This is a genomic window from Streptomyces sp. NPDC056948 (genome assembly GCF_042674225.1).
Taxonomy (GTDB): domain Bacteria; phylum Actinomycetota; class Actinomycetes; order Streptomycetales; family Streptomycetaceae; genus Streptomyces; species Streptomyces purpurascens.
Map to the genome: position 1 here is coordinate 1 of NZ_JBHUQX010000113.1, position 22,664 is coordinate 22,664.

The window sequence follows — 22,664 nt, forward strand, 5'->3', positions numbered from 1 at the left end:
GCCGTCGACCGCGGCTCGGGCTCGGGCTCGGCGTGCGGCGCGCACTCCGCGCGCCGCCCGGGCAGCCGGCCCTCCAGCAGATACGCCTCCAGGTAGCCGTTGACGCAGGCGTTCGGCCCGCCCGCCAGTCCGTGCGCGCCCGCGTCCCGCTCCGTCACCAGGACCGAGCCCGCGAGACGGCGGCGGAGTTCCAGGGCCCCGTCGTACGGCGTGGCGGCGTCCCGCTCGGCGGCCAGGATCAGCGTCGGCGGCAGCTCGCCGGGCGCGGTACCGACGTCGAGCGGCCGCTGCCGCGGCCCCCGCCAGTAGGCGCACGGCAGGTTCGTCCACACGTTGTCCCAGGTCTCGAACGGTGCCACGCGCGCGAGCCGGGTGTTGTCCCGGTCCCACACCCTCCAGTCCGTCGGCCAGGGGGCGTCGTTGCACTCGACGGCCAGGTACACCGCGTGGGTGTTCTCCGCCTCGGCGGCCGCTTCCGGATACCGGCTGGCCTGCTCGACCAGCGGCTTGGGATCGCCCTTGAGGTATGCCGAGAGCGCGTGCGCCAGGAGCGGCCACTGGTCGTCGTAGTACCCGGCCTGCAGGAACGCCTCCTGCAACTGCCCCGGTCCGACCTTCCCGCCGGCCGGCTCGGCGGCCAGCCGCGCGTTCGCCCGCGCGTAGCCGCGCTGTACCTCCCGCGCGGTCCTGCCCAGCCTGTACACGCCGTGGTGCCGGGCGATCCAGCTCCGGAAGTCCCGCCAGCGGCCCTCGAACGCCGCCGACTGGGCGAGGTTGTTGCGGTACCAGATCTCCGCCGGGTCGGGATCGACCACCGAGTCGAACACCATCCGCCGTACGTGCGTGGGGAACAGCGTCGCGTACACGGCCCCGAAGTAGGTGCCGTACGACGAGCCCAGGAACGTCAGCCGCCTCTCGCCGAGCGCGGCGCGCAGCACGTCGAGGTCGCGGGCGTTGTTCAGCGAGTGGTAGTGCCGCAGAGCGCTGCCGGCCCGCTCGGCGCAGCCGCGCGCGTACGCCTTCGCCTGCGCGACGCGTTCCTTCTTGAACGCCGCCGACGGGTACGTCTGCGCCTGTGTGGGCGCCTTGAAGAACTGCCCGGGGTCCTGGCAGGACAGCGGCGCGGAACGCCCGACGCCGCGCGGGGCGTAGCCGACGAGGTCGTAGGCGGCCGCGATCCGCTTCCACTCGGGGAGCAGCCCGACGATCGGGAAGTACAGGCCGGTGGCCCCGGGCCCGCCGGGGTTGTAGACCAGGGCACCCTGCCGGGGGACCTTGCGCTTGCTGTTGTGTGGGTCCTTCTGCGTGGCCCGGGTCCTGCTGACGGCCAGTCGGATCTGCCGGCCGTTCGGCCGGGCGTAGTCCAGCGGGACGGTCACCGTGCCGCACCGCATGCTGCCCGGCAGGTCCTGCGCGTCGGTGCACGGGCCGAACCGGACACCGGCCGCCTTCGCGCGCGCGGCGGCCACCGCGGTGCCGTGCGGCTCGGGCGCGGCGGATCGGCCCTCGGTGTCCGGGGCCGCGGTCAGGGCGCTCAACAGCAAGGACCCCGCTGCCGAGTAGAGGAGGGCGGCTCTCATCGCGTATCCCTTCGGTGCACGGTGGCGACAAAAGGGATGTTTGGTGCGGCGATTGAGGAAGGCAAGCACCGTCCGCCGGTGTCGGCGTCAATGCTCCCGTGCGCCCCCGGCCTGTCAGTCGTGTGCCTCGCGGTGCGCGAACGCGGCGCGCAGATCCGGTTCGCCGATCGCGCGGACCCCGCGTACGGCCACCGAGGTGAGGTACGTACGGTCGTCGGCGGCGCCGTCCGCGTTCCGGGTCAGCGCGCCGAGCAGCCGCTGACCCGCCGGGGAGGCCCAGCGCGAGTACGGGTGGATCTCGACCCGCGCGACGGCGAGGCAGCTCAACGTCAGGGCGAGCGGCAGCGCGAACCACAGGGCGACCAGGTGGCGCGGCATGTCCGGCGGGGCGGGCGCCAGCAGCGCGGCGACGCCGAGACCGAGCACGACGACCGCCGCGGCGCGCACCTGCCGGACCCCCGCAGCGACCGTCGTACGGGCGCTGTCGGGTACCGCGAGGCCCGCGCGCACCAGCCCGTCGGCGATCCCGCGCACCGCGTCCGCCGTGGCGGCGGTGGCCCGCACCGGTGCGATCCGGGACTGGCCGTCGGGGCCGATGGCTCCTATCACCGACCGCTCCATCGCGTCCCGCCCGCGCGGATCGACGACCGTCGCCCAGCCGGTGTGGGCGAGCAGCAGGCGCCGCTGACGTGCCATGGCGACGAGGGTCACGTCGGCGACCCGCCGAGGTCCGCCGGAGAGGAACGCGGCCTCGTACAGGGTGAGTTCATGGACCTGGCCGGTGTCCGTGTCGCCGGCCGCGGCGCGCACGGCGGCCAGGCACAGCCGTGTGCACGCCGCGCCCGCCACGGCCCAGGCCGCCAGCAGGAAAAGAACCCAGAGCATATGTTGTTTGTATGTGACACGGTCCCGAGAACACCATGCCTTATTCACAACCCGGACGGAGTGTTGTCGGTATGTGACGTTCCGTTTCACTGCCCCGGCGGTGGGCGGAAGGCGGGCGGCGGGAGCGTCTGGGCCGGGGTCGGGGCGGGGCCGGGGCGAGTGCTGCCGGTGGCCATGTCGCGGGCCATGGCGTCGTAGTCGACGTCGCCCGTCGCCTCCAGGGCCTTGATGTGGTCGAGGACGGTCGCGGTGGCGTCGTCGGCGAGCTCGCGCACCAGGGAGTTGCGGGTGCTCGCACGGGCCTGGGCGACGACCGGGAACACCTGGCCCTGGGCCAGCCGCAGGACGGTGGCGAACTGCCGGTCGTACTCCGCGCCCCGCGTCTCGTCCAGGGTGGCCAGCCACTGCTTCTGCTGGTCGCCGGGCGTGTCCGGCAGGGTGACGTTGAGCTGGGAGGCGGCGCCGCGGACCCGCTCGTCCAGGAACCGGTGCCCCTCGACCAGATGCCGGCCGGCCGTCCGCACGGCGGGGGTGGTCCCCTTCGTCCGTGCCTGCCGCCCCGCGGACGGCTCCCACAGCCCGGCCAGCCGGACCTGGACGAGGAACTCCTGGTCGAGGGCGGACAGCGGGCCGTAGCTCGTCCGCAACGTCTGCGCGCTCAGCGCGTCCGGCGCCGTTCCCGGCCGGTCGGTGTACGGCCAGAGCGAGAAGACCAGCGCGGCGAGCGTCGCCGCGAGGCACATGACGATGAGCCCCGTGCCGCTGACGATGCCTCGGCCCTTGACGGGGGGTCGGGGTCGCATGGTGGTGCCTCCTGGTACGGCACCGCACGCTAGTGCGCTTCGGGTGCGGAATCGACATAGTACGGCGGGGCTACGTCAACTGCCGTACAGGGGCGAATGGTTGCATCGGGGACAGGGTGGGGCTATTGGGGGAGGTGCGCTGGGGCGCCTATCTGTGCAAACAGGCATATATCGTCCCGTGGGCTCTAGCGGGCACGACCCGGGTGTTACTCCCGGCACACTCGGGCGCGCACGCGCCGGGCCGGGCGACTAGCCCACCCGGGTCCTCTGGGCCGCCCGGACGCCGTCGCGGCGGTGTGCCCCGTGGCCGCCGACCTCCCGATGGGCCATGTTGCTGACCGTCGAGCCGATCGGCACCGGCCGGATGCGAAGGAGGCCCCGCGGTGGGTGAGCTGTACATCGACGGCGAGTGGACACAGGCCACGGCCGGTAAACGGCGGGAGGTGGTCAACCCCTACGACGCCTCCGTCGTCACCACCGTCGACGAGGCCGACGCCGCCGACGTGGACCGCGCCGTACGCGCCGCCCGGCGTGCCTTCGCCGAGGAGGACTGGGCGAACGCCCCCTCCCGCCGCCGCGCCGACCTGCTGCTGCGCGTCCACGACCTGCTGCTGCGCGACCGGGAGGACATCGCCCGCACCGAGACCCTCGACACCGGCAAGACGCTGACCGAGGCCCGCATCGACGTGGAGGACGTGGCCAACGCCTTCCGCTACTTCGCCGAACTCGCGGGCAAGGACGGCGGCCGGGTCGTGGACGTCGGCCCGGACGTCCTCAGCCGCGTCGTCTACCAGCCGATCGGCGTGTGCGCGCTCATCGCCCCCTGGAACTACCCGCTGCTCCAGGCCTCCTGGAAGGTGGCCCCGGCGCTGGCCGCGGGCAACACCTTCGTCCTCAAGCCCAGCGAGACCACACCGCTCACCACGATCGCCATGGTCCGGCTCATCGAGGAGGCCGGCGCCCCGCCCGGCGTCGCCAACCTGGTCCTGGGCTCCGGGGTGACCGTCGGCGCGGCCCTGACCAGCCACCCCGACGTCGACCTGGTGTCCTTCACCGGCGGCCTCAACACCGGACGGTCCATCATGGCCAGCGCCGCCGAGGGGCCGAGGAACATCGCCCTGGAACTGGGCGGCAAGAACCCCAACATCGTCTTCGCGGACGCCGACTTCGACGCCGCCGTCGACTTTGCGCTGGACGCCGCCTTCCTGCACTCCGGGCAGGTCTGCTCGGCCGGTTCGCGCCTGCTGGTCCAGGACACGCTGCACGACCGGTTCGTCGAGGCCTACGCCGACCGCGCGCGGGCGATCCGGCTCGGCAACGGCCTGGAGGAGGGCACCGAGAGCGGCCCGCTCAGCTCCGCCGAGCACCGTGAGAAGGTCGAGGGCTACATCGCCATCGGCCGGGAGGAGGGCGCCCGGCTCGTCACCGGCGGCACCCGCCCCGACGACCCCGCCCTGAGCCGCGGCTTCTTCCTGCTGCCGACGATCTTCGCCGACTGTGACCGGTCCATGCGCATCGTCCAGGAGGAGGTCTTCGGCCCGGTCGTCACCGTCGAGCGCTTCCGCACCGAGGACGAGGCGGTGGAACTCGCCAACGACACCCGCTACGGCCTGGCCGGCGGCGTGTGGACCTCCGACGCGAGCCGCGCCCAGCGCGTCGCGCAGCGGCTGCGGCACGGCACCGTGTGGATCAACGACTTCCACCCCTATGTGCCGCAGGCCGAATGGGGCGGCTTCGGACGCTCCGGCGTCGGGCGCGAGCTGGGCCCCACCGGGCTGCGCGAGTACCAGGAGGCCAAGCACATCTACCAGAACCTCGCCCCCGCCCCCTCCGGCTGGTTCAAGGGCTGACCTTCCGGCAGCACAGCGCCCGCCCGTGGCGCGACGACCACCGAAGACCGGCCGCACGCCCGTGACGGGGCGGCCCATGAAGAAAGGCACCGCATGGCCCCCACCACCGCGCACGGCGCCGAGTCCGCCTACGACTACGTCATCGTCGGCGGCGGCACCGCCGGCTGCGTGCTCGCCGCCCGGCTGAGCGAGGACCCCGACTGCCGCGTCTGCGTCATCGAGGGCGGCCCCAGCGATGTCGGCGACGAGCGCATCCTGCGCCTGCGCAACTGGATCAACCTGCTCGACTCGGACTACGACTACGGCTACACCACCGTCGAACAGCCGCGCGGCAACTCCCACATCCTGCACTCACGGGCCCGCGTGCTCGGCGGCTGCTCCTCCCACAACACGCTGATCAGCTTCCTGCCGCTGCCGCAGGACCTCGACGACTGGGTGGCCCGGGGCTGCCCCGGCTGGGACCCGGCGACGATCCTCCCCTACCGGGACCGGCTGCGCACACAGATCGTCCCGGTGGCCGAGGCCGACCGCAATCCCATCGCCAAGGACTTCGTCACCGCGGCCACCCGCGCCCTCGGTGTCCCCGTCGTCGACGACTTCAACGCCGAACCCTTCGCCGACGGCGCCGGCTTCTTCTCGCTGGCCTACGAGCCGGAGGGCAATCTGCGCTCCTCCGCCTCCGTCGCCTACCTCCACCCGGTCATGGACCGGCCCAACCTCACGCTCCTCCTGGAGACCTGGGCGCACCGGCTGCTCACCGACGAGTCGGGGCGGCTGACCCGGGTCGCCGTCCGCGGCGCCGACGGGCAACCCGCCACCGTGCGCGCCGAACGCGAACTCCTGCTGTGCGCCGGAGCCATCGACACCCCGCGCCTGCTGATGCTCTCCGGCATCGGCCCGGCCGACGACCTGCGCAAGCTGGGCATCGACGTACGGGCCGACCTGCCGGGCGTCGGCGAGAACCTGCTGGACCACCCCGAGTCCGTGATCGTCTGGGAGACCGACGGCCCGCTGCCGCCCAACTCCGCGATGGACTCCGACGCCGGACTGTTCCTGCGCCGCGACAAGAGCGGGCCGCGCCCCGACCTGATGTTCCACTTCTACCAGGTGCCGTTCACCGTCAACACCGAACGCCTGGGCTACCCCGTGCCGCAGCACGGGGTGTGCATGACGCCGAACGTGCCGCGTGCCCGGTCCACCGGCCGCATGTGGCTGCGCAGCGCCGACCCCGGCGAGCATCCCGCCCTGGACTTCCGGTACTTCACCGACCCGGAGGGGCACGACGAGCGCACCATCGTGGACGGTCTGAAGGTCGCCCGCGAGGTGGCCGCCACCGCCCCGCTGCGCGACTGGCTCGTCCGCGAGGTCGCGCCCGGCCCGGACGTCGTCTCCGACGCCGACCTGTCGGAGTACGGCCGCCGGGTGGCACACACCGTCTACCACCCCGCGGGCACCTGCCGCATGGGCGCCCCGGACGATCCGCTGGCCGTCTGCGACCCCGAGCTGAGACTGCGCGGCTTCGAGGGCGTGCGGATCATCGACGCGTCGGTGTTCCCGACGATGCCCACGATCAACCCCATGGTGACCGTCCTGCTCACCGCAGAACGCGCCGCCGACCTGATCAGCGGCCGCACGAGGTCCGCGGAACAGAGGGCCGGAAAGTGACCGCCGCACAGCCTCCCGCACCGGCCGCCGGCACCCCGGGAGGGGAGCCCGGCTCGGAGTTCCGCAAGGACATGAGCCCCTGGGCCAACTTCGCCCTCGGCTTCACCTACCTCTCCCCGGTGGTGGGCACCTACACCCTCTTCGGCATCGCGATCGCCGACGGCGGACCGCCGATGATCTGGGCGTTCCTGGTCGCCGGCTGCGGCCAGTTCCTCGTCGCGCTGATCTTCGGGGAGGTCGTCGCCCAGTACCCGATCGCGGGCGGTGTCTACCCCTGGGCCCGGCGGCTGTGGGGCACGCGCTGGGCGTGGATGACCGGCTGGGTGTACATGTGGGCGCTGCTGGTGACCATCACCTCCGTCGCCTACGGCGCCGGCCCCTACATCGCCATCCTCTTCGGCTTCAGAGCCACCGTGCACACCACCGTGCTGTGCACCGCCGTGCTCATCGTCGTCGCCATCCTCGTCAACTACATGGGCACCAAGGCACTGTCGACGGCGGCGCTCATCGGTTTCGCCGGCGAGCTCATCGGCGCCCTCGTCGTCGGCGTCTACCTGCTGTCCACCCACCGCCACCAGGGCCTCGGCGTCATCTTCGACACCTACGGCGTCGAGGGAGACGGCTCCTACCTGCCGGCGTTCCTGGCAGCCGGCATCATCGGCCTCTACCAGTACTACGGCTTCGAGGCGTGCGGAGACACCGCCGAGGAGGTCGCCCACCCGGGCCGGGTCATCCCCCGCGCGATGCGCCGCACCATCTACATCGGCGGCGCGGCGGCCACGTTCACCTGTATGTCGCTTCTGCTGTCGGTCACGGACTTCAACGCGATCATCTCGGGCGAGCAGGCCGACCCGGTGGTGGACGTGCTGTACGACGCCATGGGCGAGACCGGGGCGCGGATGGTGATGGCCGTGGTGCTGATCTCCTTCCTGTCCTGCACGATCAGCCTCCAGGCCGCGGCCGGGCGGCTCATCTACTCCTACGCCCGTGACGAGATGATCGCCGGGCACCGGCTGCTGCGGCGGTTCGTCCACGCCCGTGCGGTGCCGAGCTGGGCACTGTTCGTGTCCGCGGCGGTGCCGCTGATCATCGCCTTCGCCTCACTGCTCTCCGAGGACGCTCTCACCAACATCGTCTCGTTCGCGATCCTCGGTATCTACGGCTCGTTCCAGATGGTGGTCCTGGCCGCGCTGCGCGCCCGGCTCAAGGGCTGGCGTCCGGCAGGGGAGTTCACCCTGGGCCGCTGGGGCCTGACAGTGAACATCGCGGCGCTGGTCTACGGCATCCTGGCCATCATCAACATCTGCTGGGCCCGCACCCCGGAGAAGTCCTGGTGGGAGAACTGGATCGTCCTGCTGTGCGGCGGCGTGGTGGTGGGGTCGGGCCTGCTCTACATGTTCACGACGCACCACTACGGCCGGGGCGATGCTCCGGCGGGCGACGCGGTACCGGAGAAGCAGCTCTAGAGGTTCTTTTCTTGAAGGGGGCTCCCCTCAACGCCGCAGCAGAACCCTGCGCGTGGCGCGAGCGAGCCGGTGGGCGGGGCGTCGGGACCGCGGAGCGGGGCCCGACCGCTCCAGCCACCACTCCCGTAGTTCCCGCCGCGCCTGCGCGTCCCCGGGCCGTCCGGCGGACAGCAGGTGCTCGGCGAAGGTGAGGGCGTCGCGTCGGTAGCCGTCGGTCATCGGGTGGGTCTGGGCGTAGCCGAGGAAGGCGGTTCGGTAGTCCTCCCCGAGGATCACCGGCAGCTCGGGCGCGACCTTCCCCACGACATCCGCCCGCTTCGCGGCGAGCGCCCGCGCCTGGACGCCGACCCGTGCCCGGTCGAACCCCTCGGGCACGGGTGTCCCGGCGACCAGCGCGGACAGCAACGCGGCCTGCGCGAGCCCCAGCCGCTCACGTGCACCGGGGTGGGGCAGGTCGAAGGCGCCCCGTGTCGCCCCGACCGCCCCGGTCTCTTCGCCCCGCTGCCCGGCCCCGGCCCCGGCCCCGGCCCCGAGCGCCCCGGCCTCCGCACGGCGCGTGGCCGCGGTGCCCGCCTCCAGGAGCTGTGTCTTCACACGCTCGACCGCTCCCGTCTCCAGCGCCCGTCGGATCGCGCCCAGCTCCCCTTCCAGCTCCGCCGGTTCCGGGAAGTTCTCGTCGCGTTCCAGGAGGACGCCCGGCGGGGAGACGCGGGAGGCGAGGTCGGTCAGGATGTCGAGGACCGGCCGGGGGACGGGGTGGGCGTGGCTGTCGTGCCAGACGCCGTCGCGTTCGAAGCCGCCCGCGACATGGACGTAGGCGATGGCCTCGAGAGGCAGCTCGGCGAGGGCCTTGGCCGGGTCCTCGCCGCGGTTGACATGGTTGGTGTGCAGGTTGGCCACGTCGATGAGGAGACGGACCCCCGTGCGGTCGGCCAGCTCGTACAGGAACTGGCCCTCCGTCATCTCCTCGCCCGGCCAGGAGATCAGCGCGGCGATGTTCTCGACGGCCAGCGGCACCGGCAGTGACTCCTGCGCGATGCGGACGTTCCCGCAGAGGACGTCGAGGGCGTCCCGCGTCCGGGGAACGGGCAGCAGATGGCCCGCCTCCAGGTGCGGGGACGCCGTCAGCGCACCGCCCGCCCGTACGAACGCGATGTGCTCGGTGACCAGCGGCGAGCCCAGCGCCTCCACCCGCTCGGCCAGCGCGGCCAGCCGGCCTTCGTCGGGCCGGTCCGCGCCCCCGAGGCCCAGCGAGACGCCGTGCGGCACCACGGTGACGCCGCGTTCGCGCAGCCGCTCAAGCGACTCGGGCAGGTGCCCGGGGCAGACGTTCTCGGCCACGGCCTCGACCCAGTCGATCCCCGGCATGCGTTCCACGGCGTCCGCGATCTCCGGCCGCCACCCGATGCCCGTCCCCAGTCGCTCCATTTCGTCCCCCTCCTCCGCACGGCCCGATCCTCGAACGTGAGGGGGGTATGGCCCAGCCGCCCGGCCCCGAACCCTGCCACGGACGCCTTCAGAGGAACATTTGAGGTTCACCGACGGAGGCACCAGGCTCGCGCCACCCCCTGATACGTCGTAGACCGGAACTGTGCCCGAAGGCAGCGAGCAGCCGCAGCGCCCCGCGCGGAAGAGGGAGCCGGAGTCCGGGGCGGCCGGTGTCCGCCGGCTGCGGATCGGAGCCGGAGCCCTGCTCGTGGCGGTCGGCACGGCCTATTTCCTGTTGCCGCTCGAAGGGCTCGGCGCAGACCGCCCCTGGCTGGGCTGGCCGCTGTTCGCGCTGTGCCTGACGCTCGTCGCCGCGCTGCTGCTGCGCCATGTGCGCGACGTGGTGCTGGAGAAGCCGCAGGCCCGCTCGGGCCTCATGATCTCGCTGCTCATGTGCCTGGCCGTGCTGGTCTTCTCGGCCGGCTACTACGCCCTCGCCCAGCAGCCGGGCCAGTTCGTCGGTCTGAGCACCCGCGTCGACGCGCTGTACTTCACCGTCGTCACGCTCGCGACCGTCGGCTACGGCGACATCACGCCGAGCGGACAGGAGGCCCGCATGGTGACCGTCCTGCAGATCCTGTACACGTTCGTCTTCCTCACCGCGGCGGCCACCGCGCTGACCCGTCGGCTGCACACGGTGGTCGCCGACCGGGACCGGCGTCCGCCGCCGTCCTGACCCGGGGCGGCGGCTACGCCGGGCGGGAGGCGCGGTAGTTGAACACCGACCACAGGACGAACAGACCGGTCACGATCATGATGATCGACCAGAACGGCTGGTACGGCAGCCAGATGAAGTTCGCGATCAGCGCCAGCCCGACCACGCACGCTCCGGCGACCCGTGCCCAGGTGGCGCCGGTGAACAGGCCGAGCCCGGCCAGCACCACGAGCACCCCGACGACCAGGTGGATCCAGCCCCAAGCGGTCAGGTCGAACGCGAAGACGTACTCGCCGAAGCTCGTGTACACCTCGTCGTTCGCGATCGCCGCGATGCCCTGGAGCACCGCGAACAGGCCGTAGACGACCATCAGGGTGCCGCCGAGGGTGAGACCCCCGGCCGCCCAGGAATCGCCGCTGCCGCCGGAGCCGCCGGAGCCGCCGGGCGTCCGGTCGGAGGCGGGCGGAGTGGGGGGAGGGTGCGCTGCGCTGGTCATGGCTGCCTCCTGGGTCGGTCGACTCGTAACCCCACTGGAGCACCCGCCCGCGACCGGCGCGCCCGCGGCTGCGCCGAACGGGTGGACGCCACGCGGCTCCGTCAGGGACGTCGGGGACTCGGGCGAAGGGTCCGGCGGACCGCGTCCCGGAGCCAGCGGTGCGCTCCGTCGGCGGCGTGGCGGGGGTGCCAGGCGATGCCGATGGCCAAGGGCGGCAGCGGCACGGGGATGTCGAGCAGGCCGAGTCCGAGCGCGGCGGCGGCCTCGGTCAGGGGTGACGGCGGGGCGCCGGGCAGCGCGGCGGGGACGAGGCAGACGACGTCGCTGCGGGCGGCGAGGTGCAGCGCGGCCAGGTGGCTGGGGAGCACGGCGGTGACCCGCCGGCGGAGGTTCCGCTCGGCCAGGGCGGTGTCGAGGGGCCCGGTGAACCGGCCGCGGCGGCTGATCACCACGTGCTCGGCGGCGGCGAGCCGGTCCGGGGTCAGGGCGTCCCGGGTGAGGGGATGACCGTCCCGGACCGCCGCCACCATCCGCAGCGTGACCAACTCCTCGACCTGGGTCTCGGGGTCGAAGTGGTCGATCGATCCGATCTCCAGGTCGATCCGGCCGTCGCGGAGGGCCGGCCCGGCCTCCAGTTCCTCGGCCCGCAGCCGCAACGAGATGCCCGGTGCCTCCTCCCGGGCCAGGCTCAGCAGCCCGGGGGCCAGTGCCGCGGCGACCAGGTCGGAGGCCTGGAGGGTGAAGGTGCCGCGCAGGGTGGCGGGGTCGGCCTCGGAGCCGGGGCCGAGCAGGGCCCCGAGGCGGTGCACCACCGCGGCGGCCTCGTCACGCAGCGCCTGGGCCCGGGGGGTGGGGACCATGGCCTGCCCCGCCCGGACCAGCAGAGGGTCCTGGAGGAGACGGCGGAGGCGGGCGAGGGTGCGGCTCATGGCCGCGGGGGAGGTGTGCAGGCGTGCGGCGGCGCGGGTGACGCTCTGCTCGTCGAGCAGAGCGTGCAGTGCCACGGCGAGATTCGCGTCGATGACCGGATCCATGCTGTTCACCAGAGTAATTCCATTCCGGGCAATGATCCCTTGCTGAAGTTCCCATTGTGGCAACGGTGTTGGTCTCCGGAGGATGAGGACCACCGATCCGGCACCCGATCCGTGAGGTTCTCCATGATCGTCATCACTGCTCCCACCGGGAACATCGGCCGCCGTCTGCTGCCCCTGCTCCTGGATTCCGCCCCCGCCCGGGGCGAGGAACTGCGCGTGGTCGTGCGCGACCCCGCGCGGCTCCCCGACACGGTGCGCGACCGCGTCGAGGTGATCACCGGCTCGCACGGCGACGCCGAGGTCGTCGACCGGGCCTTCGACGGCGCGGACGCCGTCTTCTGGCTCGTGCCCCCGGACTCCTCCCTGCCCCCGTACGACGCCTACTCCGGCTTCACCCTCCCCGCCACGAAGGCGCTCGCCGCCCACCGCGTCGGCCATGTCGTCGGCGTCTCCGCGCTCGGCCGGGGCACCCCGGTCGCCGACCGCGCCGGACTCGTCACCGCCTCCCTCGCCATGGACGACCTCATCGCGGGCACCGGCGTCGCCTACCGGGCCCTGGCCAACCCGTCGTTCTTCGAGAACCTCCTGGAGGAGGCCGACTCGATCCGCGAGAAGGGCGTCTTCACCGACACCGTCGCCGCCGACCGCAAGGCCCCTTTCGTCGCGGTCGCCGACATCGCCGCCGTCGCCGCCCGCCTGCTGCTGGACCGCTCCTGGACCGGCGCGGACAGCGTCCCGGTCCTCGGCCCCGAGGACGTCTCTCCCGATGATCTCGCCCGCGTCATGAGCGAGCAGCTCGGCCGTCCCGTCCGCTACGAACGCCAGTCGCTCGACGACCTGCGCGCCACTCTCGCCGGCTACGGCCTCGACGAGGCGTTCGTCCAGGGCATCGCCGACATGAAGCGGGCCAAGGACGACGGCCTCGACGCCGGTGCCATCCGCACCCCGGACACCGCGACCCCCACCACGTTCGCGCGGTGGTGCGCCGAGACCCTCAAGCCCGCAGTCCAGGGCTGACCCACACCCACCCGCACCGAAGGAGCCACGATGTCCACCGAGGAAACCACTGTGCCCGTGACGGCATTCATGCTCGTCAAGACCACGCCCGAATGGCTCGCCATGACTCCCCATGAGCGAGTGAACGCCTTCGCCACCGAGGTCGTCCCCGTGATCAAGGCCAGGACCACAGGCGTCCGGTCACGCTTCTACGACACGGAGTTCTACTCCGCGCGCGTCACCGACGTCTGGGTCTGGGAGGCGGACGACCACCACGCCTACCAGCTCCTCGTCGACGCTCTGCGGGAAACCCCCTTCTGGGACCGCTACTTCGAGGTCGTCGACCTCCTCGTCGGCACCGAGAACGGCTACGCGCGCACCTACGGCGTCGACGCCGTGACCACCATCACGACCTGACGCGCCGCCCTACGGCCGTTCCTCGCGCGCGAGGGCACGGATACGGTCGACCCCCTCCACCGCGAAGGTCGCGCCGGGGGCGATCTCCGTGAACCCGGCGTCCCGGACGACCGGCAGCCCGCTGTTCGTCAGTTCCGGCCAGCGGGCCGGGGCGGCCGTCCGTACGGCGAGCGGGAAACCCGCGTCGTGCCAGGCGGCCCGCTCCTCGTCGGTCAGCTCCCACCAGGTCAGTTGGGCGGCGTGGCCCGCCTGGGCCATCGCCTTGCCGGCCGTCATGCCGAGGTGCGGGTTCACCCACAGCACGGGGGCGGCCGGGTCCGCGTCCACCGGCGGCTCCGGGTCGTCCAGGTCGGTGCCGGAGACCTGGAGCCGGGCCAGGTCCTTGGGCCAGCCGTCCAGCGGGACCGGCGGGAAGACCCGCACCTGGGCCGACTCGCCGGTGACCGTGATGCCGGGCAGTGCCTCGGCCCGCCGCCATTCGGCACCGCGCGCCCGTCGCACCACCTTGCGGATCCGGGCGTCCTGCCAGTCCCGCATGGCCTGCGCCCACTCGCCGTCGCCGGCCGACCGCTCGTCGCCCAGGATCGTCAGCACGGCCAGCGCGGCCGTCTCGAGCGCGTCCGTACGCGCCGGCGGGTCCGCCCGCTCGATCCGCACGACCATCGGCAGCACGAACTGCGGTGCCGTGTCACGCGCCGAGGGCTCGGACCGGAAGGGACTGTCGCTCACGGGCGTCGGGTTTTCGCTCACGAACCCCAGTCTGCCAGCCGCAAGATCGTGCAGGATGGGCCCCATGCGACCCGACCTGTGCCTGGAGAACGCGGGCCGCCGCTACGGCCTGCGCGGCCCCTGGGTGCTGCGTGGCGTCGACCTGACAGTGGCCCCGGGCCGGCTTGTCCGCGTCGAAGGCGCCAACGGCACCGGCAAGTCCACCCTCCTGCGACTGCTCGCCGGTATCGACGCTCCCAGCGAAGGCCGGATCACCGGCCGGCCGCGCACGGCGTATGTCCCCGAGCGGTTCCCGCCCGCCCTGCCCTTCACCGCCGTCGGCTACCTCACCCACCTCGGCACCGTGCACGGCCTGTCCCGCACGGCGGCCGCCCGTGCCGCCGGCGAGTGGCTGGAGCGCCTCGGGGCCGCCGCGTACGCCGATACGCCGATGAGCCGGCTGTCCAAGGGCAGCAGTCAGAAGGTCGCGGTCGCGCAGGCCCTGCTGGCGGAGCCGGAGCTGCTGGTGCTGGACGAGGCGTGGACCGGCCTGGACACCGATGCCCGCGCCGAGTTGGAGCGGGCGGTCGCCGAGCGCACGGCGGCGGGCGGTTCCGTGGTGTTCGTCGACCACGACCCTGGCCGCCTCGCGGGCCTGCCGGACGCGACGTACGCGGTGCTCGACGGCAGCCTCGTCCCGTGTGACGTGGCGGGACCGCTTCCGTCCGGACCGCACGTCACGGTCGAGGCACAGGGCCCGCCGGACGGGCTGCTTCCCGAAGACGTGCGGCGGACCGCCGTCTCGGCCGAGGAGACAGGGCCGGGCAGCTACCGCCTGACCGTCCCCGCCTCGCACTCCGACGTCCTGCTCCGCGCCCTGCTCACCGCCCGCCCGCCCTGGCACGTGGTGCGCGTGGCACCGCGGGCGGACGCCCCCGGGAGCAGCCGATGACCGCCCTTTTGCGCTACCACGCCGCCCTGCTGCTGCGCTCGCAGCGCTGGCTGTCGCCGTTCCTGCTGTACGCCGCCTTCCTCGTCATCAGCGTCCAGGCCGGCCAGCCGGTGCTCGACTCGCTGGGCTACTCCGCCGCCGCGCTGCTGCCCGTCGCGGCCTGGCTGGCGCGGATCTGCGTCGCAGGCGAGCCGGAGGCCGCGCGCGGCTGCGTGGCGGCAGCCGTCGGGCCCGCCCGGGCACATGTGGCCTGCCTGCTGGTGGCGCTGGCCGGCGCGGCGGCGCTCGGCTCGGTCACGACCCTTCTCGTGACGCTGCTCAGCGACCCGGTCGCCTCGGACCACAGCACTCGGGTGCCGCTCGCCCCCGCCTGCGGTGCCGGGCTGCTCGCCGCCCTGGCCTGTGCCCTGCTCGGCACGGCCGTCGGCGCGCTCACGAGTCGGCCGTTGCTGCGGTCACGGGGCCGTGCCGTCCTGGCTCTGCTGCTCGCGGCACTGCTGTCCTTGGTGGCCACCGGCTCCCCGGCCCAGGCGGCGGTGCAGGGCCTGGTGACCGGCTCCCGGTCGGGCACGGTCCCGCTCCCGCTGCTGCCCCTGGCAGCGGCAGTCCTGGTCACGGCCGCCGCGCTGGCCCTGGCCGGTGCGCTCGCCTCCCGCCGATCACCCTGAGCAGGCCGTGCGCTGCGCCTCCTGCCACTCGCAGACCGGGCAGAGGGTGATGCCTTTGTACGACTCCGGGTACTCCGTGGGCTCCCGGCACAGCACACACTCGGCGTACGGCGGGCCCTCCGCCCGGGGCGGCCTGGCCGAGGCGATCAGGCAGTAGTCGTCCTCGCTCATACCTCCAGCGTAGGCCGGTCAGGGGCGGCTGCCCACGGCCCCGATCAGCTCGGACACCTTCACGAATCGGAAGCCCCTGCGGCGCAGCTCCGGCACGATCGTCCGTACCGCCCGTTCGGTCGCCGGGGCGGCGCTGCGGGTGCAGTGCAGGACGACCACCGAACCGGGCCGCACCCCGTCCAGCACCTGCCGGGCGACCACGTCCGGGTCCGTTTCGAACGCGTCACCGCCGACCACGTCCCACTGCACGGCGGTCACCCCGGTCGGGGTCAGGGCCCTCAGGGCCCGGCGGTCGTAACAGCCGCCGGGGAAGCGGAAGTACGGCATCGGATCCCGCACGCCGGCCTTCCGGAACGCGGTGTACGCCCGCTCCACGTCCGACCGCTTCCGCTCCTCGGGCACGGTCGGCAGGCCGTAGCAGTCCCGCGTGTAGGCGTAGTGGCTGTAGGAGTGGTTGGCGACCTCGAAGAGCGGGTCCCGGCCGATGGAGCGGGCCTGGTCCGGGTACTCCTCGGCCCACCTCCCGGTCATGAACACGGTGGCCCGCACCTTCAGCGCGCGCAGCGTCGAGATCAGCCGCGGATGGTCGAACCGCTCACCCGACGCCGCCCGCGCCCCCTGCCCGGCGGTCATGTCGGCGTCGAAGGTGAGCGCGACGGTCCGGCCGCGGGTTCGGGGGCCGTGCTCGAAGACGGGGGTGAGGCCGGCCGGTCCGGGGGCGAGGGTCGGGGGCCTCGGGGGTGGTGCGGGCACCGGTGGGTCGGCCGCCTGCGGGGGGTGGGTGGTACCGCAGGCGGCGAGGGCCGTGCTCAGGGCGCACACGGCGGTGGCACGGCGGAGAAGGGTGATCACCGTATGAAGATATGAGCGGGATCGTTGCCTTATGCGTGACGACCGCGGGTGTCACCCGGCCGTCAGATGTCCCGCTGCTCCAGCGGCTTGGTCGCCGGGCCCTGGATCACCTTGCCGTCCGTGTCGAAGCGGGAGCCGTGGCAGGGGCACTCCCAGGCGCGCTCGGCGCCGTTGAAGGCGACCAGGCAGCCCAGATGGGTGCAGCGGGCGGAGACGGCGTGCAGGCTGCCGTCGTCGTCCCGGTAGACCGCGACGCGGTGGCCGTCGGCGCGCACCACGGCGCCCTCGCCGGGCGGCAGGGCCTCCACGGGCGGCACGGGCCGCAGCCGGTCGCCCACGAAGTGCCCGGCGACCTTGGCCTGCGTCCTGAGGAACGACGGCGCCTCACGCACGGCCGGACGCAACCGCCGCGGGTCGTACAGGCCGCTCCACGCGCACTCCTCGCCCGTGATCTGCGCGGTGAGGAGGCGGCCCGCCATCATGCCGCCGCTCATGCCCCAGCCGCCGAAGCCGGTGGCCACATACGCGTGCCGCGCACCCGGGTGCAGCGGGCCGACCATGGGCACGGTGTCGGTGGGGTCGGTGTCCTGCGTGGCCCAGCGGTGGGTGACGTCCAGGTCCGGGAAGTGGCCCCTGGCCCAGGCGGTGAGGTGCTCGAAGCGGGACCGCGGGTCGCCGGTGCCCGGTGTGAAGTGCTCGCCGGTGACGATGAGCAGCCGCCGATCGCCCTCGTGCGGTGCCGTGCGCACCGAGCGGATGCCCTCGTCGGGCGTGATGAACATGCCGTCGGGGTCCCGGTCCGCGGGGATCGTCCCGGCCACGACCAGCTCGCGGCGCGGCGACAGCCGGGCGAACAGCAGGGCCCGGTCGAAGATCGGGTAGTGCGTCGCGACGACGACGTCCCGGGCCCTGACCGTCGCCCCGGTGGTGGTCGACAGCCGGCACGGCTCGCCCTCGTCCAGGCCGAGGACGGCGGTGTCCTCGTAGATGTGCCCGCCGTGTTCGACCAGGTCGGAGGCGAGGGCCAGCAGGTACTTGCGCGGGTGGAACTGGGCCTGCCCGGTGACCCGGACCGCGCCCGCCACCGGGAAGGGCAGCCCGGTCTCCGTCACGAACGAGGCGGGCAGCCCGGCCTCGGCGGCCGCCCGCGCCTCGGCGCGCAGTCCGTCCACCCGGCCCGCGTCGCACGCGTACGTGTAGGCGCTCCGGGTCTCCCACTCGCAGTCGATGCCCAGTTCCGCGACGATCCCGGCCGCGCGCTCGATCGCCTCGGACTGGGAGCGGGCGTACAGCCGCGCGCCCTCGGGGCCGCGGGTGCGCCGCAGCTTGTCGTAGACGAGCGTGTGCAGGGCGGTGACCTTGGCGGTGGTGTGCCCGGTGACCCCGGCCGCGACCCGCCCGGCCTCCAGCACCGCCACGCTCCGTCCGGCCCGCGTCAGCTCCCACGCCGTGCACAGTCCGGCGATCCCGGCGCCGATCACCGCCACGTCGACGTCCAGGTCCTCGGCCAGGGCCGGGTGATGGCCGTCCGGTGCCGTCTGAAGCCAGTACGAGCTGCTGACCTGCTCCTTCTCGCTCATGGGTCGCCGAGTACCCCCGAGGGTCCGCTTCAGCGGGCGGGCGTGTCGCTTTACAGGACGGGCCGGCAGAGCTAACGTACAACCAAATGGTTGTAGATGAGTTGAGCGACGAGACGGTGGACCGGCTGTTCCACGCCCTGGCCGACACCACGCGCCGGGACATACTGCGCCGCTGCGTGCGCGGGGAGCTGTCGGTGTCGCGGCTGGCCGAGGCCTACCCGATGAGCTTCGCCGCGGTGCAGAAGCACGTCGCCGTGCTGGAGCGGGCGGGTCTCGTCACCAAGCAGCGCAGCGGACGGGAGCAGCTCGTGTGCACGGACCCCGAAGCGGTGGGCCGCGCACGCCAGGCCCTCGACGAACTCGAGTCGGCATGGCGCGGGCGCGTGGACCGGATGGCCCGGCTGCTCGCCGAGGACCCCGGAACCGAAGAGAACGACGCTACGGAAGGACCCGAGAGATGACTGTCACCAGTGTCGACAAGGACCTCGACCACCTCACCCTCACCCTGATCGCCGACTTCGCCGCCCCCGTCGAGCGGGTGTGGCGGCTGTGGGCCGACCCCCGGCAGTTGGAGCGCTGGTGGGGACCGCCGACCTACCCGGCCACGGTGGAACAGCACGACCTGACCCCCGGCGGAGAGGTCACGTACTTCATGACCGGACCGGAGGGCGACCGGCACCGCGGCTGGTGGCGGATCTCCTCGGTCACCCCGCCGACGGCCCTGGAGTTCACCGACGGCTTCGCCGACGACGACGGAAAGCCCAAGGACGACATGCCGACCATCTCCGTGCGGGTGACCCTCACCGAGCGCGGCGGCGGCACCCGGATGGAGATGCGCTCCCTCTTCGACTCCCGTGAGCAGATGGAGCAGCTCGTCACCATGGGCATGGAGGAGGGCCTGAAGGAGGCCGTCGGCCAGATCGACGCCCTGCTGGCCGCCTGACCGGACGGATCAGGACTGCCGCAGCAGCCGCTTCCGGATCTCCGCCACGTCGAAGTCCGCCTCGGGATACCGCGGGTCCAGCTCCTCCAGCAGCTCCAGGAGCAGGGTGCTGACCGCCCAGTTGCGGTACCACTTGCGGTCGGCCGGGACCAGGTACCAGGGCGCGTACGAGGGACCGCAACGCTCCATGGCGATCTCGTAGGCCTCCTGGTACGCGGGCCACAGGGCGCGGTCGTCGATGTCGGAGGCCGCGAACTTCCAGCGCTTCTCCGGCTCGTCGAGACGTTTGAGCAGCCGGCGGCGCTGCTCCTCGTAGGAGAGGTGCAGGAAGCACTTGACCAGGGTCACGCCGTCGTCCGTGAGGGACTTCTCGAAGCGGTTGATCTGCTCGTAGCGCCGGTTGATCTCGGTGGCGGACGCCAGGCCGCGGACGCGGGCGATCAGGACGTCCTCGTAGTGCGAGCGGTCGAAGATGCCCAGTTCGCCGGGGAGCGGGAGCGCCTTCTCCACGCGCCACAGAAAGGGGTGCGCGCGCTCCTCGGCCGTCGGTGCCTTGAACGGCGTGATGCGGCAGCCGGACGGGTTGAGCAGGCCGATCACATGCTTGACCGTGCCGCCCTTGCCGCTGGTGTCCATGCCCTGGAGGACCAGCAGGACGCGGCGCCGGTCGCCCGCGGTGCTCGCCGCCCACAGCCGCTCCTGGAGGATGGCGAGGCGCTCGCCGATCCGGACCGTGGCGGCCCTGCCCGCCGTCTTGCCGTCCGGGCCGCCGGGGGTGGCTGCGGCGTCGTGACGGGACAGGTCGAGCGGCTCACCGGCCGGGACGCGCAGCCGCTCACGCAACAAGGTGCCGTGTTTGTGACCCACCGGGCCCCCTTTCGGCCTGGAGCCTCGATCATCCGCCGGGGCACCGGGTTCCGCACCCGGCGCCCCGGTCGGGAGCGCGGCCGCGGCTACCGGCGCCAGGGGCCCGTCACCGCGAACGTGGTGCCGGGTGTGTAGCAGTTGACGTACATCGTGTCGCCGTCGGGGGAGAAGGTCACGCCGGCGAACTCACCCCACTCGGGCTCCTCGGGGGTGCCGATGTTCTGCCGGCCGCGGGCCATCGCGTACACCTCGCCGCGCCTGGTCACGCCGTAGACATGCTGGGCGCCGTTGCCGTCCTCGCTGACCATGAGGCCGCCGCTGGGTGCCAGGCAGATGTTGTCCGGCGACTCTCCCGGAAGCTGGATGTCGGTGTCCGGGCCGAAGACGATCACCAGGGTCAGCCGGCGGCGCTCGGGGTCGTAGCGCCAGATCTGCCCGTAGTGGTCGGCCGTCGAACCGTCCGAGCGGCGGGCGAAGGACGACACGAAGTACACCGACCGGCCGCCCCAGTAGCAGCCCTCCAGCTTCTGCGCGTGCGTGATGCCCCCGCGGCCGAAGTCCTGGAACCGGATCGGCGTCTGCGCGGCCTGGGGGTCCGGTACGTCCACCCACTCGACGCCGTCGAACTCGGCGGCAGCGCCGACGGACTGGATCGTGGACAGGTCGGGCACGCCGGGCACCCGCATGGCCTGGAGCCGGCCGCCCGCACGCAGCGAACCCCGGCCGCCCAGCGGCTTATTCGGCAGGAAGCGGTAGAAGAGGCCGAAGGGCTTCTCGAAGGCGTCCTCCGTCTCGTACACCACACCCCGCCGGGGGTCGACGGCGATCGCCTCGTGCTGGAAGCGGCCCATCGCGGTCAGCGGTACGGCTCCGGTGCGGTGCGGGTCGACCGGGTCGACCTCGAAGATGAAGCCGTGGTCCTTGGTGTAGCCGTTGGTGCCGGCCCTGTCCTCGGTCTCCTCGCAGGTCAGCCAGGTGCCCCACGGGGTGGGGCCGCCCGCGCAGTTCACGGCGGTGCCGGCGATCGCGACGCGTTCCGACACGACGTTGTTGCGGGCGTCCAGCGTCAGGGCCGTACAGCCGCCCTTGCCGGCCGGGTCGTAGGTAAGGCCCTGGACCGTGGGGACCGGGACCTTGCCGTCGGCGCGGTTCTCGTGATTGCGGACCAGATGGACCCGGCCGCCCTTGCCGGCGAAGGCCGACATGCCGTCGTGGTTGGAGGGGACCTTGCCCTCACCCGACCGGAGTTCGTCTCCCTGGCGGGAGAGCACCCGGTAGCGGAAGCCTTCCGGGAGGTCGAGCAGGCCCTTCGGGTCGGGGACGAGCGGGCCGTAGCCGTGGTGGCCGAGGCCTTGTGCGGCGGCGGTGCCGGCGAAGAGTTCGGGCAGGGCACCGGAGAATCCGATCCCGATGCCCAGGGCGCCCGTTCCGGCGAGCACCTGACGTCGCGTGGCGAAACGACCGGTTTCGGTCATGGGGGAACCTTCCTGCTGGCGGACAGGAACTGTGATCCCGCTGTGTCTATCACCTGGTGCGGGCGGCGTGAACCACGCGCGTAGCGCGGGTCACTGCTCCACCGCCCGTCGCAGCTCCTCCATGGCCTGTTCCGTCTTGTCGATGGGCTGCTCCGCCGCGTCGAGGGAGGCCTGTGTCTGTTCGGGTGTCTGTGCCTGCGTCTGGGGCTGTCCGCCCTCATCACGGCCGCGTTCCAGGAACCGCAGCAGCTCCACCGGGATGGGCAGCACCAGCGTGGAGTTCTTCTCCGCCGCCACGGCCATCACGGTCTGGAGCAGCCGGAGCTGGAGCGCGGACGGCGTGTCGGCCATCTGGCGGGCGGCCTGGGCCAGCTTCTTCGAGGCCTGGTACTCGGCGTCCGCGTTGATCAGACGAGCCCGCCGCTCACGGTCGGCCTCGGCCTGGCGGGCCATGGAGCGCTTCATCGTGTCCGGCAGGGACACGTCCTTGATCTCCACCCGGTCGATGGTCACGCCCCACTCCACGGCCGGGCTGTCGATCATCAGCTCCAGGCCCTGGTTGAGCTTCTCCCGGTTGGACAGCAGGTCGTCCAGCTCGCTCTTTCCGATGATCGAGCGCAGGGACGTCTGGGCCATCTGGGAGACGGCGAAGCGGTAGTCCTCGACATTGACGATCGCGGCCGCCGGGTCCACGACCTTGAAGTACACCACCGCGTCGACCCGCACGGTCACGTTGTCGCGGGTGATGCCCTCCTGGGCGGGGATCGGCATCGTCACGATCTGCAGATTGACTTTGCGCATCCGGTCCACCGCGGGAATGATCATGTTGAACCCGGGCCGCCGCACATCCCCGTGCACGCGCCCGAGCCGGAAGACGAGCCCGCGCTCGTACTGCTTGACGACCCGCGCCGCCGCGGCCAGATACACCAGACCACCGGCGCAGACCGCCGCCACCGCCCCCATCAGCTCTTCGACCATGCCGACCTCCTCGTCCAGAGGTCCGATTTCGTATGCTTCTGTAACGATATGCCGGGACCGGGGTTCGGGGCCATGCCCAGCGGTGCGGGGAATGTGCGACGAGTCCCCACCGGCCCGCGACGGACATGCGAATGG

The 22,664-nt window shown here is 72.7% G+C and carries 23 protein-coding genes; 10 read left to right on the forward strand and 13 right to left on the reverse strand.

All coding sequences use genetic code 11. The features are described from left to right. From ACFTZL_RS16850 to ACFTZL_RS16860, 3 genes are all read right to left on the reverse strand, one after another. The coding region (locus tag ACFTZL_RS16850; RefSeq protein ID WP_382582660.1) for an alpha/beta hydrolase at positions 1-1,580 on the reverse strand (1,580 nt) is incomplete at its 3' end. A 114-nt stretch (positions 1,581-1,694) separates the two neighbouring features. Beyond that, positions 1,695-2,465 carry a TIGR04222 domain-containing membrane protein gene (locus ACFTZL_RS16855; RefSeq protein WP_382582663.1) on the reverse strand — a complete coding sequence of 257 codons (771 nt, stop codon included), beginning with the start codon at positions 2,463-2,465 and terminating at the stop codon, positions 1,695-1,697. An 86-nt stretch (positions 2,466-2,551) separates the two neighbouring features. Continuing rightward, positions 2,552-3,268, reverse strand: a complete 717-nt coding sequence (locus tag ACFTZL_RS16860; protein ID WP_382582666.1) for a DUF4142 domain-containing protein — start codon at positions 3,266-3,268, stop codon at positions 2,552-2,554. Positions 3,269-3,651: 383 nt separating this feature from the next. Between ACFTZL_RS16860 and ACFTZL_RS16865 the strand changes: the two genes are divergently transcribed. The 3 genes from ACFTZL_RS16865 to ACFTZL_RS16875 all read left to right on the forward strand — a co-directional run bounded on the left by ACFTZL_RS16865 (position 3,652) and on the right by ACFTZL_RS16875 (position 8,249). Then, complete coding sequence (locus ACFTZL_RS16865; protein ID WP_382582669.1) at positions 3,652-5,118, forward strand: aldehyde dehydrogenase family protein; 1,467 nt, start codon at positions 3,652-3,654, stop codon at positions 5,116-5,118. Between the two features lie 93 nt (positions 5,119-5,211). Further along, positions 5,212-6,783: a GMC family oxidoreductase gene (locus ACFTZL_RS16870; protein ID WP_382582672.1), complete on the forward strand. Its 1,572-nt coding sequence runs from the start codon at positions 5,212-5,214 to the stop codon at positions 6,781-6,783. Further along, positions 6,780-8,249, forward strand: a complete 1,470-nt coding sequence (locus ACFTZL_RS16875) for an APC family permease (RefSeq protein ID WP_382582675.1) — start codon at positions 6,780-6,782, stop codon at positions 8,247-8,249. The genes ACFTZL_RS16870 and ACFTZL_RS16875 overlap by 4 nt, the downstream gene beginning before the upstream one ends. 27 nt (positions 8,250-8,276) lie before the next feature. Here the strand turns inward: ACFTZL_RS16875 and ACFTZL_RS16880 are convergent, their stop codons facing one another. Next, a complete protein-coding gene (locus ACFTZL_RS16880; RefSeq protein ID WP_382582678.1) occupies positions 8,277-9,677 on the reverse strand; it encodes a DUF692 domain-containing protein in 1,401 nt (466 codons plus the stop codon). Between the two features lie 241 nt (positions 9,678-9,918). On the opposite strand from ACFTZL_RS16880, the gene ACFTZL_RS16885 reads away from it, so the two are divergent. Continuing rightward, the gene (locus ACFTZL_RS16885) at positions 9,919-10,413 is read left to right on the forward strand and encodes a potassium channel family protein (RefSeq protein ID WP_382582719.1); all 495 of its coding nucleotides are present in this window, start codon (positions 9,919-9,921) and stop codon (positions 10,411-10,413) included. Between the two features lie 13 nt (positions 10,414-10,426). Here the strand turns inward: ACFTZL_RS16885 and ACFTZL_RS16890 are convergent, their stop codons facing one another. Further along, a complete protein-coding gene (locus ACFTZL_RS16890) occupies positions 10,427-10,888 on the reverse strand; it encodes a hypothetical protein (RefSeq protein WP_382582681.1) in 462 nt (153 codons plus the stop codon). Positions 10,889-10,989: 101 nt separating this feature from the next. Beyond that, the gene (locus tag ACFTZL_RS16895; RefSeq protein WP_382582721.1) at positions 10,990-11,922 is read right to left on the reverse strand and encodes a LysR family transcriptional regulator; all 933 of its coding nucleotides are present in this window, start codon (positions 11,920-11,922) and stop codon (positions 10,990-10,992) included. Between the two features lie 123 nt (positions 11,923-12,045). Between ACFTZL_RS16895 and ACFTZL_RS16900 the strand changes: the two genes are divergently transcribed. Next, positions 12,046-12,939, forward strand: a complete 894-nt coding sequence (locus ACFTZL_RS16900; protein ID WP_382582683.1) for an NAD(P)H-binding protein — start codon at positions 12,046-12,048, stop codon at positions 12,937-12,939. Between the two features lie 30 nt (positions 12,940-12,969). Next, positions 12,970-13,335 (forward strand): darcynin family protein, encoded by a 366-nt coding sequence (locus ACFTZL_RS16905; RefSeq protein ID WP_382582686.1) that lies wholly within the window; start codon positions 12,970-12,972, stop codon positions 13,333-13,335. Positions 13,336-13,344: 9 nt separating this feature from the next. On the opposite strand, the gene ACFTZL_RS16910 is transcribed toward ACFTZL_RS16905, so the two are convergent. Further along, positions 13,345-14,130: a peptidyl-tRNA hydrolase gene (locus ACFTZL_RS16910; RefSeq protein ID WP_382582689.1), complete on the reverse strand. Its 786-nt coding sequence runs from the start codon at positions 14,128-14,130 to the stop codon at positions 13,345-13,347. On the opposite strand from ACFTZL_RS16910, the gene ACFTZL_RS16915 reads away from it, so the two are divergent. Beyond that, positions 14,129-14,995 (forward strand): ATP-binding cassette domain-containing protein, encoded by an 867-nt coding sequence (locus tag ACFTZL_RS16915; RefSeq protein ID WP_382582692.1) that lies wholly within the window; start codon positions 14,129-14,131, stop codon positions 14,993-14,995. The two genes, ACFTZL_RS16910 and ACFTZL_RS16915, sit on opposite strands and share 2 nt — an antisense overlap. Continuing rightward, positions 14,992-15,663 carry an ABC transporter gene (locus ACFTZL_RS16920; RefSeq protein WP_382582695.1) on the forward strand — a complete coding sequence of 224 codons (672 nt, stop codon included), beginning with the start codon at positions 14,992-14,994 and terminating at the stop codon, positions 15,661-15,663. Before ACFTZL_RS16915 ends, ACFTZL_RS16920 begins: the two co-directional genes overlap by 4 nt. Here the strand turns inward: ACFTZL_RS16920 and ACFTZL_RS16925 are convergent. The 3 genes from ACFTZL_RS16925 to ACFTZL_RS16935 form a co-directional block, all read right to left on the reverse strand. Next, complete coding sequence (locus tag ACFTZL_RS16925; protein ID WP_382582697.1) at positions 15,655-15,834, reverse strand: hypothetical protein; 180 nt, start codon at positions 15,832-15,834, stop codon at positions 15,655-15,657. The two genes, ACFTZL_RS16920 and ACFTZL_RS16925, sit on opposite strands and share 9 nt — an antisense overlap. An 18-nt stretch (positions 15,835-15,852) precedes the next feature. Then, positions 15,853-16,686 (reverse strand): polysaccharide deacetylase family protein, encoded by an 834-nt coding sequence (locus ACFTZL_RS16930; RefSeq protein WP_382582700.1) that lies wholly within the window; start codon positions 16,684-16,686, stop codon positions 15,853-15,855. A gap of 62 nt (positions 16,687-16,748) precedes the next feature. Further along, a complete protein-coding gene (locus ACFTZL_RS16935; RefSeq protein ID WP_382582703.1) occupies positions 16,749-18,266 on the reverse strand; it encodes an FAD-dependent oxidoreductase in 1,518 nt (505 codons plus the stop codon). Positions 18,267-18,352: 86 nt separating this feature from the next. On the opposite strand from ACFTZL_RS16935, the gene ACFTZL_RS16940 reads away from it, so the two are divergent. Both ACFTZL_RS16940 and ACFTZL_RS16945 read left to right on the forward strand, forming a co-directional pair. Beyond that, positions 18,353-18,727, forward strand: a complete 375-nt coding sequence (locus ACFTZL_RS16940) for an ArsR/SmtB family transcription factor (protein ID WP_382582705.1) — start codon at positions 18,353-18,355, stop codon at positions 18,725-18,727. Then, entirely contained in the window at positions 18,724-19,209 is a 486-nt protein-coding gene (locus tag ACFTZL_RS16945; RefSeq protein WP_382582708.1) for an SRPBCC domain-containing protein, read from the forward strand. Before ACFTZL_RS16940 ends, ACFTZL_RS16945 begins: the two co-directional genes overlap by 4 nt. Positions 19,210-19,218: 9 nt before the next feature. On the opposite strand, the gene ACFTZL_RS16950 is transcribed toward ACFTZL_RS16945, so the two are convergent. From ACFTZL_RS16950 to ACFTZL_RS16960, 3 genes are all read right to left on the reverse strand, one after another. Continuing rightward, positions 19,219-20,076: a PPK2 family polyphosphate kinase gene (locus tag ACFTZL_RS16950; RefSeq protein WP_382582711.1), complete on the reverse strand. Its 858-nt coding sequence runs from the start codon at positions 20,074-20,076 to the stop codon at positions 19,219-19,221. Positions 20,077-20,162: 86 nt separating this feature from the next. After that, positions 20,163-21,551 (reverse strand): PhoX family protein, encoded by a 1,389-nt coding sequence (locus ACFTZL_RS16955; RefSeq protein WP_382582714.1) that lies wholly within the window; start codon positions 21,549-21,551, stop codon positions 20,163-20,165. Between the two features lie 90 nt (positions 21,552-21,641). Beyond that, positions 21,642-22,529 carry a slipin family protein gene (locus ACFTZL_RS16960; RefSeq protein WP_382582717.1) on the reverse strand — a complete coding sequence of 296 codons (888 nt, stop codon included), beginning with the start codon at positions 22,527-22,529 and terminating at the stop codon, positions 21,642-21,644. Positions 22,530-22,664: the final 135 nt, after the last annotated feature.